At 63.3% G+C, this 15,413-nt stretch carries 12 protein-coding genes; 9 read left to right on the top strand and 3 right to left on the bottom strand.

Features of this window, described 5'->3' with window-relative positions:
* The first annotated feature begins 246 nt into the window (after window positions 1-246).
* Together KUV65_RS17170 and eutC are read left to right on the top strand one after the other, a co-directional pair.
* Entirely contained in the window at window positions 247-1,623 is a 1,377-nt protein-coding gene (locus KUV65_RS17170; RefSeq protein WP_222191958.1) for an ethanolamine ammonia-lyase subunit EutB, read from the top strand.
* Entirely contained in the window at window positions 1,620-2,378 is a 759-nt protein-coding gene (gene eutC / locus KUV65_RS17165) for an ethanolamine ammonia-lyase subunit EutC (protein WP_222191957.1), read from the top strand. The genes KUV65_RS17170 and eutC overlap by 4 nt, the downstream gene beginning before the upstream one ends.
* Window positions 2,379-2,628: 250 nt before the next feature.
* Here the strand turns inward: eutC and KUV65_RS17160 are convergent, their stop codons facing one another.
* Window positions 2,629-4,980 carry a DUF1989 domain-containing protein gene (locus KUV65_RS17160; RefSeq protein WP_374107088.1) on the bottom strand — a complete coding sequence of 784 codons (2,352 nt, stop codon included), beginning with the start codon at window positions 4,978-4,980 and terminating at the stop codon, window positions 2,629-2,631.
* A 95-nt stretch (window positions 4,981-5,075) separates the two neighbouring features.
* A complete protein-coding gene (locus KUV65_RS17155; RefSeq protein WP_222191956.1) occupies window positions 5,076-6,419 on the bottom strand; it encodes an NAD(P)-binding domain-containing protein in 1,344 nt (447 codons plus the stop codon).
* Between the two features lie 237 nt (window positions 6,420-6,656).
* On the opposite strand from KUV65_RS17155, the gene KUV65_RS17150 reads away from it, so the two are divergent.
* From KUV65_RS17150 to glnT, 6 genes are all read left to right on the top strand, one after another.
* The gene (locus KUV65_RS17150) at window positions 6,657-7,883 is read left to right on the top strand and encodes an ABC transporter substrate-binding protein (RefSeq protein WP_308124719.1); all 1,227 of its coding nucleotides are present in this window, start codon (window positions 6,657-6,659) and stop codon (window positions 7,881-7,883) included.
* A 40-nt stretch (window positions 7,884-7,923) separates the two neighbouring features.
* Complete coding sequence (locus KUV65_RS17145) at window positions 7,924-8,556, top strand: helix-turn-helix domain-containing protein (protein WP_222191955.1); 633 nt, start codon at window positions 7,924-7,926, stop codon at window positions 8,554-8,556.
* 197 nt (window positions 8,557-8,753) lie between these two features.
* Window positions 8,754-9,644 carry a class II glutamine amidotransferase gene (locus KUV65_RS17140; protein WP_222191954.1) on the top strand — a complete coding sequence of 297 codons (891 nt, stop codon included), beginning with the start codon at window positions 8,754-8,756 and terminating at the stop codon, window positions 9,642-9,644.
* Window positions 9,645-9,648: 4 nt separating this feature from the next.
* Window positions 9,649-10,335 carry a protein GlxC gene (locus tag KUV65_RS17135; protein WP_222191953.1) on the top strand — a complete coding sequence of 229 codons (687 nt, stop codon included), beginning with the start codon at window positions 9,649-9,651 and terminating at the stop codon, window positions 10,333-10,335.
* Between the two features lie 10 nt (window positions 10,336-10,345).
* Window positions 10,346-11,671 (top strand): FMN-binding glutamate synthase family protein, encoded by a 1,326-nt coding sequence (locus KUV65_RS17130; protein WP_222191952.1) that lies wholly within the window; start codon window positions 10,346-10,348, stop codon window positions 11,669-11,671.
* A gap of 68 nt (window positions 11,672-11,739) precedes the next feature.
* Window positions 11,740-13,056 (top strand): type III glutamate--ammonia ligase, encoded by a 1,317-nt coding sequence (gene glnT / locus KUV65_RS17125; RefSeq protein WP_222191951.1) that lies wholly within the window; start codon window positions 11,740-11,742, stop codon window positions 13,054-13,056.
* A gap of 30 nt (window positions 13,057-13,086) precedes the next feature.
* On the opposite strand, the gene KUV65_RS17120 is transcribed toward glnT, so the two are convergent.
* Complete coding sequence (locus tag KUV65_RS17120) at window positions 13,087-14,034, bottom strand: GlxA family transcriptional regulator (RefSeq protein ID WP_222191950.1); 948 nt, start codon at window positions 14,032-14,034, stop codon at window positions 13,087-13,089.
* A gap of 120 nt (window positions 14,035-14,154) precedes the next feature.
* Here KUV65_RS17120 and KUV65_RS17115 point away from each other — a divergent pair, with 120 nt between their 5' ends.
* Complete coding sequence (locus tag KUV65_RS17115) at window positions 14,155-15,405, top strand: sarcosine oxidase subunit beta family protein (RefSeq protein ID WP_222191949.1); 1,251 nt, start codon at window positions 14,155-14,157, stop codon at window positions 15,403-15,405.
* Window positions 15,406-15,413: the final 8 nt, after the last annotated feature.

Below are 15,413 nucleotides of genomic sequence, written 5' to 3'. Positions count from 1 at the left end.
GAGCATCGCGCAGTCGCGAACCAAGGAAATCGCGGCAGAGCGCAAAGCTTTTGTCTCGCTTGATCACGATGCCGGAAGCCCGGGTTCGTCGCGGGCGATCCGTGCCCATGCGCATAACCGCGTGTTCCTGAACGGCAACGATCGCGGTCTTCTCGGCCTCGCCCGGCGGCTATTCCAGCGAACGCATGGGCTAAGATGCGCACGAGAGGGCTTGCCGCGGCAGGCCCTCGGTGGTCTCTTCATCGCATGGGATTTCACGCCGACATCAATGCAACGCGCTACAGCTTTCCGTCGCTCAAGGTCTTGCTGGCCAAGGCCAGCCCCGAGCGAAGCGGAGATCACCTCGCCGGCGTGTCGGCCGATGGCCCGGTCGAGCGGATCGCCGCGCAGCATTGTCTCGCCGATGTGCCGCTTGCCGCTTTTCTGGACGATGTGCTTGAGGTGGACGGCGATGCGGTGACCGATCTGATCGCCGCGCAGCATGATGCCGACGCTTTCTCGCCTGTGGCGTCCTTGACGGTGGGCGAGTTCCGCGACTGGCTTCTCGATCCGGGTACGACGGGCGTGCGGATTGCGGGCGTGTCCCCGGGGCTGACCCCCGAGATGGCGGCCGCGGTCAGCAAGATCATGCGGGCCCAGGACCTGATCGCCGTCGCCGCCAAGATCGAGGTGGTCACTCGCTTCAGATCGACCATCGGCTTGAAAGGCCGGCTTTCGACCCGCAACCAGCCCAATCACCCAACCGACGACAGTCGCGGCATCGCGCTCTCAGCGCTGGACGGGCTGATGATGGGCGCAGGTGACGCCGTGATTGGGGTGAACCCCGCGACGGACACGCTGCCCGACTACATCCGCATCTGCGAGGTGCTGGAGGCGATCCGAACGCAGCTCGATATCCCGACGCAACATTGCTGCCTCGGTCATGTCAGCACGGCGATCGCGGCGATCGAGGCCGGCGCGCCGATCGATCTCGTGTTCCAATCGGTGGCCGGATCGCAAAAGGCCAATGACGGGTTCGGTGTTACCCTCGCCATGCTGGACGAGGCCCATGATGCGGTGACGCAGCTGGCCCGCGCGCCGGAGGGCGCGAACCTCATGTATTTCGAGACGGGGCAGGGGGCCGCCCTCTCGGCAGAGGCGCATCACGGCATGGATCAACAGACGATGGAGGCCCGCGCCTATGCGGTTGCTCGGCGTTACCGTCCATTGCTGGTGAACACGGTGGTTGGATTCATCGGGCCCGAATACCTCGCCGACGGCAAACAGATCATCCGCGCGGGGCTCGAGGATCATTTCTGTGGCAAGCTGCTCGGCCTGCCGATGGGGGTGGATGTCTGCTACACCAATCACTCATATGCCGATCAGGAGGACATGGATATCCTGCTGACCACGCTGGCCGCCGCCGGGGTAAGTTTCGTCATCACGGTGCCGGGCGCGGATGATATCATGCTGAACTATCAATCCCTTGCCTTCCATGACGCGCAATTCATTCGTGAGACACTGGGCCGGCCACCGGCGCCCGAATTCGCCGCGTGGATGCAGACCAACGGGATCGGAACGCCCGAGATAACACTGCCCACCCTCGAAACGGCGCTGTCGCGTCTGAGGCTTCCGGCCGGATGAGCGACCCGAAACCCATATCCCGCGCCGAGATCGGTGCACTGACACAGGCCCGGCTCAGTTTCGGTGGTCGGGGCAGGGCCCTGACGACCGGTCAGGCGCTTGGCTTCGCGCTGGACCACGCGCAGGCGCGTGCTGCCGTTCTGGCCGAACTCGATACCGCGCAATTGGCGGAAACATTGGAACGCGTGGGGCTGACGCATCGCGTCGTAGCAAGCGCTGCGCCCTCTCGCGATGATTTCATCCGCCGCCCCGATCTTGGCCGGGCCTTGCCGGACCGCCACGCGGCAGCCCTGGCAGAAGAGGCTGCGCCGGACGTGGCCCTTGTCCTCGGGGACGGCTTGTCGGCCACGGCGGTTCACCTCAATGGTCCGGCCTTCATGTCGGAGCTATCCAAACGCCTTTCGGACGCGGGCATGACGGTATCTCCGATCATCCTTGCGCATCAGGCGCGCGTGGCCCTGGGCGACAAGGTCGCGCTGGCCTTGGGCGCGAAAACGGTTGTCATGGCGCTTGGTGAACGTCCCGGGTTGTCCGCCGCCGACAGCCTTGGTGTCTACCTGACCCATGCCCCCATGGCCGAAATCCCGGACAGCGCGCGCAACTGCATCTCCAACATTCGCGAGGCAGGAACGAGTGTCGAGGCCGCCGCCGATCAGGCGACGCGATTGATCGTAGCCATGCAGCGCTCCGGCCAGAGTGGCGTGGCGCTGAACCAGCTGCTGGCCCGCGACGGGGCGCTGCTCACTGGGCCTTGAGGTTCGGGAGGGCCCTCCCACCGCTGGGCTTGAATGCGGTCTTGCATGGGCGTGTCGTCGATCTGCGGATGTAATCCGCTGAGCATCCGGGGTTACGCGCGATAGAGCTCGGATTGTGGGGACCAGACCAGATGAACCTCTGAGACCCAACCATCATGGAAGACAGAGGCATGCCCCAGAAGAGGCATAAGCCTGAGGACACCGTTGCAAAGCTGGGTGAACGCGTCGGGGGATGCGACCGTTGGCGCGGTCAGGATCGTGGACGCGTCTTTTGCGGGTCGTAATGCGGAAAGGGCACGACGCGGGCGGCGTATCGTTTCAGGTGCCCGTCCAGTTGCCCGACCTCCACCTCGGTGCCCTCGGCAGCATGCGCCACATCCAGCCGCGCCAGCGCGATCCATTGACCCGTCCGGGGCGAACGCATGGCGGAACAGACCTCGCCCACCTGCGCACGCCCGATGCGGATGCAGTCGCCATGGGCCACGGCGTTCTGCCCCTCGATCTCAAGCCCCACGAATTTGCGCGACGGGTGCTCTTTGCGGCGCAACAAGGCCTCGCGCCCGACGAAATCGGCGGTCTTGGATTTCAGCGGCACCGTAAAGCCGATCCCGGCCTCGAACGGGTCGGTCTGGTCCGAGAAATCGTAGCCCGCAAATACGAGTCCCGCCTCGATCCGAACCATGTCCAAACCGGCCAGCCCCATCGGTCGCATCCCCATCGGTTGCCCTGCCTGCCAAACGGCGTCGAAGATCGCCGTGCCGTCTTTGGGGTGGCAAAAGACCTCGTAGCCCAATTCGCCCGTATAGCCGGTGCGCGAGATCACCACCGGCACCCCCTCGGGGCCGCCGAGGCGAGCCGGGGTAAAGCGGAACCACCCCATCTCGGACAGGTCGGCGTGATGCGGCGCGGTCCAGAAGATCGAGGTGATCAGATCGCGCGATTTCGGCCCCTGGACCGCAAGGTTGTGCATCTGGTCGGTCGAGGATCGGATCATCACGTTCATGCCAAGGCGCTGCGCCTCTTCGCGCATCCACGCGCCGCCCTCGTCCGAACCGCCGATCCAGCGGAAATTATGCTCGCCCAACCTAAACAGCGTGCCGTCATCGATCATTCCGCCATGGGGGTAGCACATGGCCGAATAGACGACCTGTCCGATGGCCAGTTTTTCCACGTTTCGCGTCAGCACCCAGTTCAGCAGTGCCTCGGCATCTGGGCCGGTCACCTCGAATTTGCGCAAAGCCGACAGGTCCATCGCCACGACACCCTCGCGGCAGGCCCAATAGCTTTCGACCGCATCGCATTGCGGGAAGCTGTTGGGCAGCCAAAAGCCGTTATAGTCCGCGAAATCGCGCGTCATCGCGGCAAAGCTGTCGTGAAAGGCGCTTTCTCGCGTCATGATCGGGTCCTCGTCAGGGGTCGGGCGCCAGGCCGTGGCGCGGGAAAAACGCTCATCCGCGCCATAGGTGCGCAGGTGAATGTCGGTCAGGTGCCAGCCATTGGCGGCGCTGGTGTCATCGGGGCAGGCCGATGACACACAGATCAGGTCGGTCAGCGCGCGGAGCAACACGTAGTCGCCGGGGCGCGACCATGGCTCGTCGGCATACATCACGCCGTCATGGTCGATGGCGGTGTTGAAAAAGAAATTCGCCGCCATCCAGCCAGGCCGGGCCGGGATGCCGTAGCCCGCCAGTTCCGCGTTGAAGTTGTCGGAACAGTTGGCGTGGCCCGGATAGCCGATATCGTCGTAATACTTGGCGTTGCAGGCCAGTGCGAAGGCATCGTGCCGCCCGCAGGTATCCTGCACCACCTCGACCAGCGGGGTCAGGTCGTGGTCGAAATACTTCGCATGCAACCCCGGCATCGGGTAGGCGTGCCCGTGGATCGTGCGGGTGGTGGTCACGTCGAGCGGGTGAAAGATGCCCTTGTCGACCTTGCGCGCGTCGAAGCATTGGAAATCGGTGCATTGGCGACCATCGACATCCATGATCTGGATGAACTCGCCCTTTTTCACGCGATAGGCGCGGGCGGTGGCCGAAGAAACGCGGATATCTTGCAGCGGGTCAGCCAGCGGGTCGGGCAAGGCATAGCTGCCGGCATGGCGGGGCTGCGCGCGGGTGATCGTGACCGACAGCGGCGTGGCCGTTGTCTGCGCCTCGAAATCCGGGGCGGGTGCAGGGGCTGCCAGCAGCACCCAGCCATTGGATTGCGCGGTAAAGCTGACCGCGTCGCCCGCCGGGGTGTCATAGTTGAACAGCCCGATGGCGGGTGCGGTTTCGATCTCGACCTGCCGCCGGACCAACCCCGCCCGTAGACGCGCCATGCCCGGGCGGTCACTGGCCAGCGTGGCGCGCAACCCGTCGCCCGCGGCATCCGCCGATACGCCCAACAGGCCCGGCGCGATGCGTCCGGCTGCGTCAGCAACCAGCATTTCGCAGATCTGTCCACCCTCGGCATTGGTGATGGTGATGCGGTCGCCGGGCTTGACCTCCCACAGGGCGGCGCCGCCGCCCGGCACGCTGTGGCGTTCCTCGGTCGGGGCAAGCCGATAGGCCGCCGCGCGACGCGGATGCGAGCCCCTTGGGGCACCGGGACGAAATGGCAGGCCGGAAGGATCGAGGATCACGGGGGACTCCAACGGTCAGACAGGAAAGGCCCGTGGGGCGCGCAGCCGCGCCCCACGGAGTGGCGAGGACGCGCTCAATTCTGCAGGTAGGCTTCCATGCTGTCGTCGAGCGCATCCTTCCAGGGGGTGTGGTGAATGGGGGCCATCGTGCCCGTGATGACCGATTTGTAGCAGTTGTTGCGGAACGCCATGATGTCCTGCGCCTTGTGTTTCTTCCACTGCATGAAGGCCTCGGTCGCGCCGTCCACGTCGAAGGACGGGTAGTCGGTATCCGCGATCAGTTCCTTGATGTAATCGGCCTGATAGGTGATGGCGTATTTCACATCATCCGAGGCCTCTTCGCGCACCTCGCGCTCGGCCACATCTGCCATCAGCACCTGCTTGTCAGCGGGCACCTCGATCCGGTCCAGAATGATGTCGCGCACATACCAGGCCTGGGCATCGAACATATTGAAGGTGAACCACTGGTCCTGCATGCCGAGGTAAAACAGCTTGGTATTATGGACGTAGGCCACCCCCTTGTAGAGGTCGGCCGTGGCGAGGCGGTTGGCCGTTTTCAGGCGCAGATCGTCGGGCAGGAACGGGAAATAGTGCTTGTAGCCTGTGCAAAGGATGATGGCGTCGACATCCTTGGTGCTGCCGTCCTTGAAGAATACGGTCTTGCCCTCGACTTTTTCCATCGCGGGCTTTTCTTCCCAGTTATCAGGCCAGGCAAACCCCATGGGCGCCGAGCGGTAGCAGCTGGTGATCGACTTGGCGCCGTATTTCCAGCATTGCGAGCCGATATCTTCGGCCGAATAGGACGAGCCGACGACCAGCACATCCTTGCCCTCGAACTCGCGCGCGTCGCGGAAGTCATGGGCATGCACGATGCGCCCGTTGAACTGGTCGAAACCGGGGTATTCCGGCACGTTGGGTGACGAGAAATGGCCCGACGCCACGATCACGTGGTCAAAGCGCTCCTTGTAAACCCGGTCGGCGACCATGTCGTGAACCGTCACTTCGAAATCGCCCGCCGCTTCGTCATACTCGACCCAGCGGATGACCGAGGAAAAACGGATCCAGTCGCGCACATTGGCCTTGAGCACACGGCCCTCGATATAATCGAACAACACGGCGCGTGGCGGGTAAGAGGCGATCTGTTTGCCGAAATGCTCCTCAAAAGAATAGTCGGCGAATTCCAGACCTTCCTTGGGGCCGTTCGACCACAGGTAGCGATACATCGAACCATGGACCGGCTCACCGTTCTCGTCGACGCCGGTGCGCCACGTGTAGTTCCACAGGCCGCCCCAATTCGACTGTTTTTCGAAGCAGACGATCTCGGGGATGTCCGCGCCTTTCTGGGCGGCGGACTGGAACGCCCGCAGTTGCGCAAGGCCCGAGGGACCGGCACCGATTACGGCGACTCGTTTTGTCATGGTCATAGCTCCACTGGCTTGATGCTTTGGTATGAACCAATATTGAAAACTGGTCCGATCATGTGACTCTGGTGTGGGCCAATATTTTTCCTATGGTCAATGAATTTTCTTTGGAGGAATATGAATCCACTGATTTGAGTGACCCGTTTGGCGAAAAAATAAGCTGGAGTTCAAAAAGTGAGCAGCTCATCGCTGGCGCAGAGGCTTGCCGTAGCCGGTTCCCTTCCGAGGCTGACCGTGCAGGATCGCGCTCCGATCCGGGTTGGTGTCTTGGTGCCGCTATCGGGCAGCGAAGAGCGCTGGGGTCGCCCCGGCGTCAAGGGCTGCCGCCTGTGGGTGGATTGGATCAACGCCCATGGGGGCATGATGGTGGCCGGGCGTCGGCATTTGGTCGAGTTGATCGTCGAAGACAGCGCCGCCGGGCCCGAGGGTGCGCTGGAAGCCGCGCGCCGCATGGTCGAGATGCAGCGCGTGCGCCTTGTCATGACGCTGGGGGGCGGCGAGTTGGGCCTTGCCTTGGCCTATCTGATGCAGCGGCGTGTTCTGACTGCAACGCTCCTGCCTACCGACCTGTCGCCGGATCACCCTTATCTGATTGCCCCGGCCGAGGTGCATCCCTTCTTTAATGTCACCGGGGTGGATTGGCTTGCCCGCCATTACCCCGAGGCGCGGCGCATGGCCATGTGCTCTCAGACCGATCTGATGGGGTTGCCATCGCTTGCAACCTATCGTGCCGCCTTCAAGGTGGCCGCGCGCGAAATCGTGGCCGAAGTGTCCTACGACCCCGACACCGCAGATGCGGTACAGATCGTCGCTCGCTTGATGGCCAGTGATCCGGATGTCTTGTGTTGGTGCTCCTCCGCGCCGCCGATGGTCGAGGCGTTGACGGTAGCGGCCTTCGAAGCCGGTTTCACGGGGCAGATTCTGTCCTGCACCTGTGACAATTATCAACGGTTGATTGCGCGCACCTCGCCCGAGTTCATGGAGCGGGTCATCTTTCAGTTTCCGGATTTCGACGACCCCAAGCTGGGGGACTCGGCGTTCTTCTTTCACAGGCCCAAGGCATTTTTCGACAGCTACAACGAAAGATTTCCGGGCCTGTGGTCCGCGGTCAGTTGGGAATACGCCTTCATTCTGGATTTATGGCACGAAGCGGTCGAAACCGCCGACAGTCTGACGCCGTCAACCGTTCTGACCGCGCTGAAGCGGGGACGGCGCATGCCGCATGCTTTTGGTCTTGCGACGTGGTGGGGAACCGAGGTGTTCGGAATCGACAACGCCCTGGTTGGGGACTGGCCGGTTGTAACGATCCGCGAGGGCAAGGCACGTATACAGGAGTTCGGCTCGGTGCTGGATTGGTTGAAGGTGAACGGCCCCCTTCTGGCGGCGGAATTGGGTGCGTTGAACCAGTTGTGGCACCAGCGTGCCAAGCCTGACCTGGCCCAGGCCTTGGCCGATGACTGAGACTTCGGTGCGCCCCGCACCATATGAGGAGAGCACGGACATGTCCGATCGCAACAAGCTGGAACAAAACCCGCACGCGGTGAAGGAGCCCCGCGAAAAGAACCTCGAGGTCGCCATTGGTCGACAGGTACGGGAGTTGCGCAAACGTCAGCGTATGACGGGGGCCGATCTCGCGGCGCAAACGGGCATCTCGGTCGGCATGCTGTCGAAAATCGAGAACGGGGTGATCTCGGCCTCGCTCAACACGATTTCGGCGTTGGCGCATGGGTTGCGCGTGCCGCTGGTCCAGTTGTTTGCGGGCTATGAAGAAGAACGCGGCTGCATGCATGTCAAGGCGGGGCAGGGCGCCGAGATCGAGCGCGCCGGAACGCGTGCCGGGCATCAATACAACCTGTTGGGTCATATCGGGTCGAACAATTCCGGTGTGGTGGTCGAACCCTATCTGATCACGCTCGACAGCAGTTCGGATCGCTTCCCGGCCTTTCAGCACGAAGGGATCGAGTTCCTCTATATGCTGGAGGGGCGTGTCAGCTATCGCCACGGTGACAAGATGTACGATCTGGAACCGGGCGACTCGCTGCTTTTCGATGCCGATTCTCCCCATGGTCCGGAGCAATTGGTCGAGATCCCCGCGCGGTATCTTTCGATCATCACCTATCCTCAGGCCCGCTAGGCAGTCACGAAGCGCCCGGAAAATGGGCGTGCCCGCCGGTGCGTGGCTGTTTCTGCCTGAAAATGATGCACATGCAGCTATGTTTCGGGGTTTTTCCCGCGGCGTGAAATACTTTCTTGAAAGGAAAATAGGTTTCTCTTTAGTGATGCCGTGACGGCGCGAACCTCGCCGGGATCACACCCATTACGGAGGAACCTATGTGTGGCATTGTTGGCCTCTTCCTGAAAAAGGATGACTTGCGCCCGCAGCTGGGCGACATGCTGACCGATATGCTCATCACCATGACCGATCGCGGACCCGACAGTGCGGGTATCGCGATCTACGGCCCTGAGACCGAGGGCATGGTGAAGATTACGGTGCAATCGGACAGCCCCGAGACGGCATTTGCCCATCTCGACGCGGCGCTATGCGCGGCAATCGACGCGCCGGTGACGATCAAGGTAATCGACACCCATGCCGTTCTGACCGTGCCTGAAGCGTCCGAGGCCGCAGCTATCGCATGGCTTGAGGAAACCGGCCTGCGCATCATGGGCTCGGGCGCCTCGATGGAGATCTACAAGGAAGTCGGCCTGCCCAAGGATGTCGCCGCGCGCTTTGGCCTGCGCGAGATGGGCGGCTCGCACGGCATCGGCCATACCCGTATGGCCACTGAGTCTGCCGTGACGACGATGGGCGCGCATCCGTTCTCGACCGCCGATGACCAATGTCTTGTTCACAACGGGTCACTGTCGAACCACAACCAGATGCGCCGCACGCTGGCGCGCAAGGGCGTGTTCACCCGCTCGGAAAACGACACCGAGGTTGGCGCGGCCTATATCTCGTCGCGCATCGCCGAGGGCGCCACGCTGGGTGAGGCGCTGGAGGGGACGATCAAGGATCTCGACGGGTTCTTCACCTTCGTGACCGGCACCAGGAACGGGTTCGGCGTGGTGCGCGACCCCATCGCCTGCAAGCCCGCCGTCATGGCCGAGACCGAGGACTACGTCGCCTTCGCCTCGGAATATCGGGCCTTTGCCGACCTGCCGGGGATCGAGGCCGCCCGCGTCTGGGAACCCGAACCTGCCACCGTCTATTTCTGGGAGCGCTGATCCAATGACCACCACGCTCGACATGACCGCGACCGACCTGCGCGCGGTCAACACCACGCTTCAGGCCGCGGCCCGCGCACAGGCCAACGAGGATTACGAGATCATCAATCCGCGCGGGGCCCATGCCATGGCCTGCGGCCTCGACGGGCCGCTGACCGTCACCATTAAGGGCTCGACCGGCTATTACTGTGCCGGGATGAACAAGGAAGCCACCGTCACCGTCGAAGGGTCCGCCGGGCCCGGCGTGGCTGAAAACATGATGTCCGGGATCGTCACGATCGAAGGCGACGCCAGCCAGTATGCCGGGGCCACGGGGCATGGCGGATTGCTGAACATCAAGGGCAACGCGTCGTCGCGCTGCGGCATCTCGATGAAGGGGATCGACATCGTGGTGCATGGCAATATCGGCCATATGTCGGCCTTCATGGCGCAGAAGGGCAACCTTGTCGTGCTGGGCGATGCGGGCGATGCGCTGGGCGACTCGCTCTACGAGGCGCGGCTCTTCGTGCGCGGCAGCGTCAAGTCGCTGGGGGCCGATTGCATCGAGAAAGAGATGCGGCCCGAGCACCTCGAAATCCTGGCCAAGCTGCTGGAGCAGGCCGGCGCCGATGCCAAGCCTGAAGAGTTCAAGCGCTATGGCTCGGCCCGCAAGCTTTACAATTTCAACATCGACCACGCCGACGAATACTGAGGAGCGCGACATGGACAAGACACCGCAGACCGAACCGCGCCAAAGCTGGACGTTCTCCAACTCGATCAACTCGGAGATCCGTCGCGCGGCCGATACGGGCATCTACGACATCCGCGGCGGGGGCGCGAAACGCCGCGTGCCGCATTTCGACGACCTGCTGTTCCTCGGCGCGTCGATGTCGCGCTACCCGTTGGAAGGTTACCGCGAGAAATGCGAGACGGCGGTCACGCTGGGCACGCGCTTCGCGAAAAAGCCCATCGAGTTGAAGATCCCGATCACGATTGCGGGCATGTCCTTTGGCTCGCTTTCGGCCAATGCCAAGGAGGCGCTGGGCCGTGGCGCGACGATGGCGGGCACCTCGACCACCACGGGCGATGGCGGCATGACCGAGGAAGAGCGCGGCCATTCGGAGAAGCTGGTCTACCAGTATCTGCCGTCGCGATATGGGATGAACCCCGACGACCTGCGCCGCGCTGACGCGATCGAGGTCGTGGTGGGGCAGGGCGCAAAACCCGGCGGCGGCGGTATGCTTCTGGGCCAGAAGATCACCGAACGGGTCGCAGGTATGCGCGATCTGCCGGTGGGGATCGACCAGCGCTCGGCCTGTCGCCACCCGGATTGGACCGGCCCCGATGATCTGGAGATCAAGATCCTCGAATTGCGCGAGATCACCAACTGGGAAAAGCCGATCTACATCAAGGTGGGCGGCGCGCGCCCCTATTACGACACCGCGCTGGCGGTCAAGGCGGGGGCCGACGTGGTCGTGCTGGACGGGATGCAGGGCGGCACGGCCGCCACGCAGGACGTGTTCATCGAACATGTCGGCCAGCCCACGCTGGCCTGCATCCGCCCCGCCGTTCAGGCCTTGCAGGATCTGGGCATGCACCGCGAGGTTCAGCTTGTCGTCTCGGGCGGTATCCGCAGCGGGGCCGACGTGGCCAAGGCGCTGGCGCTGGGGGCCGATGCGGTCTCGATCGGGTCGGCGGCGCTGATCGCCATCGGCGACAATGACCCCAAATGGGAGGCCGAGTACCAGGCGCTTGGGTCCACCGCGGGGGCCTATGACGACTGGCACGAGGGGCGCGATCCGGCGGGCATCACCACGCAGGACCCCGAGTTGATGAAGCGCCTCGACCCGATGGCGGCCGGGCGCAAGCTGCGCAACTACCTCAACGTGATGACGCTGGAGTGTCAGACCATCGCGCGGGCCTGTGGACACAACCACGTCCACAACCTTGAGCCCGAGGATCTCTGCGCCTTGACGATGGAGGCCGCCGCCATGGCGCAGGTGCCGCTGGCCGGGACCAACTGGTACCCGGGCAAGCCGGGCTTCTGACGCAATCGGACAAGATCGAGAGGGGCCTTTGCGCCCCTCTTTCATCAACAGGATAAAGGATGACGACGATGAGCAAACTGGCAGATTTCGCCGCGAAGACCGGCGTCAAGTATTTCATGATCTCCTACACGGATCTGTTCGGGGGGCAGCGCGCCAAACTGGTGCCCGCGCAGGCCGTCGCCGATATGGAAGAGGACGGTGCGGGCTTTGCCGGGTTTGCCACATGGCTCGACCTGACGCCGGCGCATCCCGATATGCTGGCCGTGCCCGACCCTGATGCGGTGATCCAGCTGCCGTGGAAGCCCGAGGTCGCCTGGGTCCCCGCCGATTGCGTGATGGAGGGCGAACCGGTCGAACAGGCCCCGCGCAACGTGCTGAAAAAGCTGATCGCCGAGGCCGAGGCCGAGGGGCTGCGTGTGAAAACCGGGATCGAGGCCGAGTTCTTTCTGCTGACGCCCGAGGGCGACAAGATCTCTGACCCGTTCGATACGGCGGAAAAGCCCTGCTACGACCAACAGGCCGTGATGCGCCGCTATGACGTGATCGCCGAGGTTTGCGACTACATGCTCGATCTGGGCTGGGGTCCGTATCAGAACGACCACGAGGATGCGAACGGCCAGTTCGAGATGAACTGGGAATATGCCGATGCGCTGGTCACCGCCGACCGCCACAGCTTTTTCAAGTTCATGGTGAAATCGGTCGCGGAAAAGCACGGGCTGCGCGCGACCTTCATGCCCAAGCCCATCGCCGGCCTGACCGGCAATGGCTGCCATGCGCATATCTCGGTCTGGGATCTGGAGGGCAAGACCAACGCCTTTGCGGGCGATGCCGGCGGCCAGATCGGCGAGGTGGGCCTGTCTCAGCAGGGCGGCTATTTCCTCGGCGGGATCATGAAACACGCCGAGGCGCTGGCCGCGATCACCAACCCGACGGTCAATTCCTACAAGCGGATCAATGCGCCGCGCACGATGTCAGGTGCAACCTGGGCGCCCAACACCGTGACCTGGACGGGCAACAACCGCACCCACATGGTGCGCGTGCCGGGGCCGGGCCGGTTCGAATTGCGCCTGCCCGATGGGGCCGTGAACCCCTATCTGTTGCAAGCGGTCATCATCGCCGCGGGTCTGTCGGGTATCCGCACCAAGGCCGATCCGGGCCCGCGCTACGACATCGACATGTATGCCGAGGGCCACAAGATCGAGGGCGCGCCGAAACTGCCGCTCAACATGCTGGACGCTATTCGCGCGCTCGAGGCCGATGACGAGTTGACGGCGATGCTGGGCGCCGATTTCTCGGCGTCCTTCATCAAGATGAAGCACCAGGAATGGAACTCATTCGTGTCGCATTTCTCGCGCTGGGAGAAAGAGAACACGCTCGATATCTGAGTGCGATGATCTTGCATCGGAAGGCCCGGCTCAGTCCGGGCCTTTTTCATTGCGCAAGGCCGAGGGTGGCGTGCCGAACAGGCCCGAGAACGCATCCGAGAAATGCGCCTGCGAGGAAAACCCGGTCATATGCGCGATCTCGGCCAGCGGCAGGCGCGTCTCGACAACCAATTCACGCCCGGTTTCAAGCCGGATGCGCCGGTATTCCTGCATGACAGACCGCCCCGTCGCGGCGCGAAACTGACGCTGCAATTGTCGGATTGACAGGCCCGAAAGGGTCGCGATCTGATCTTGCGACAGCGGGTCGGCGACATGGCTTTCCATCAGGTCCAGCGCGGCCTCGACCGGGGGCGGCACCGCGCCGTAAGCCCGCGCGGTCGCGCGGCGTTGCGGGGCATCTGCGCCGCGCACCTCGGTCTGGATGAACCAATCGGAAATCCGCTGCGCGAACCCCGTGCCATGGTCGCGGGCGATGATCGCGTGCATCATGTCCAAGGGTGCCGAGCCGCCCGCGCAGGTGTAGCGGTCGCGGTCGATCACGAACAGACGTCGCTCCAACAGCCAGTCGCCGGGCAGGGTGTCAAAATCCTCGTAATGATGCCAATGAACCGTGAAGCGCCGGTTTTCGAGCAGCCCGGCCTTGGCCAGTACCACCGCGCCGCCCGAGATGCCCCCAAGCGCCACGCCGTTGCGATCCGCCTGTCTGAGCCATGCGAACAGGGTTGGGTCATGGACCCGCGCCGGGTCGCCGCCGGCCACCACAAACAACAGGTCGTACAAGGGGACCGCATCGCGATAGCGCCGTGTTTCGAACATACCCCCGACGGACGAGGTGGCCTGCCGTCCCGTATCCGACAAGAGCGTGATGTCGTAGCGGAGTGTCGGCGAAAACAGATTCGCCGCACGCAAAGGTTCAAGCGCCGAGGCCGTCGACATCAGCGCGAAGCCGTCCAGTAGCAGAAAGGCGATTCTCTTCATCGGGCAGGCGGATCCGTGTTTTGTCGATCGTGGCCTAATAATGAATGCAAACGACCCAAAACAGGAAGAGGCAAAAGAATTCCCCAGCTAGAAATATCGCAAGAACATGGAGCACACCGTATGACATTCTCTGGCTTCAAGGTCGTGAAAGAGGCGCTGACCGGCCATAAGGGCTGGCGACCGCTGTGGCGCGACCCGGACCCGAAACCGGCCTATGATATCGTCATCGTCGGCGGCGGTGGGCATGGGTTGGCGACGGCCTTCTACCTCGCGCAGACCTTTGGCGAATTGAAGGTCGCGGTGCTGGAGAAGGGCTGGCTTGGCTCGGGCAATATCGGGCGAAACACCACGATCATCCGCTCCAATTACCTGCTGCCGGGCAACGAGCCCTTCTACGAGTTTTCCATGAAGCTCTGGGAAAACCTGGAACAGGCAACGAACTTCAACTCGATGGTCAGCCAGCGCGGCATCATCAACCTGATCCATACCGATGGCCAGCGCGACGCCTATCGCAGGCGCGGCAACGCGATGTTGCTGGCGGGCGCCGATGCGCGCCTGCTGGGCCGCGATGAACTGCGCCAGATGGTGCCGTTCCTGAACTTTGACAACCCGCGCTTTCCCATCAAGGGCGGGCTGATGCAGGCACGCGCAGGCACCGCGCGCCATGATGGCGTGGTCTGGGGCTATGCACGCGGGGCCGATCAGCGCGGCGTCGACATCATTCAGAATTGCGAAGTCACCGGCTTTCGGATCGAGGGTGGCGCGGTGCAGGGGGTCGAAACCTCGCGCGGCTATATCGGCGCCAAGAAGGTCGGCGTCGCGGTGGCTGGCAATTCCAGCCGCGTGATGGCCATGGCGGGCATGCGCCTGCCGATCGAAAGCCACGCGTTGCAAGCTTTCGTGTCGGAGGGGCTGAAGCCCACCATTCCCGGTGTCATCACCTTTGGCGCGGGCCATTTCTATGTCAGCCAGTCCGACAAGGGCGGGCTGGTCTTTGGCGGCGATATCGACGGCTACAATTCCTATGCGCAGCGCGGCAACCTGCCCGTGGTCGAGGATGTGATCGAGGGCGGCATGGCCCTGATGCCGATGATCGGGCGCGCCCGCCTGCTGCGCGCCTGGGGCGGGGTGATGGACATGTCGATGGATGGCTCACCCATCATCGACCGAACTGGTATAGACGGCCTATATTTCAATGGCGGCTGGTGTTACGGCGGGTTCAAGGCGACGCCGGCCTCCGGTTATGCTTTCGCGCATCTTCTGGCCACCGACCGCCCACACGAGACCGCCACCGCCTACCGGTTCGACCGCTTCGCGCGCGGCTATGTCATCGACGAAAAGGGCGTTGGCGCCCAACCCAACCTGCATTGAGGTCGCCC

The sequence above is a fragment of the Maritalea mobilis genome, from assembly GCF_019800885.1.
GTDB lineage: Bacteria > Pseudomonadota > Alphaproteobacteria > Rhodobacterales > Rhodobacteraceae > Roseibacterium > Roseibacterium beibuensis.
The sequence above is the reverse complement of the archived record's forward strand: the minus strand, read 5'-3'. Positions and strand labels throughout refer to the sequence as shown.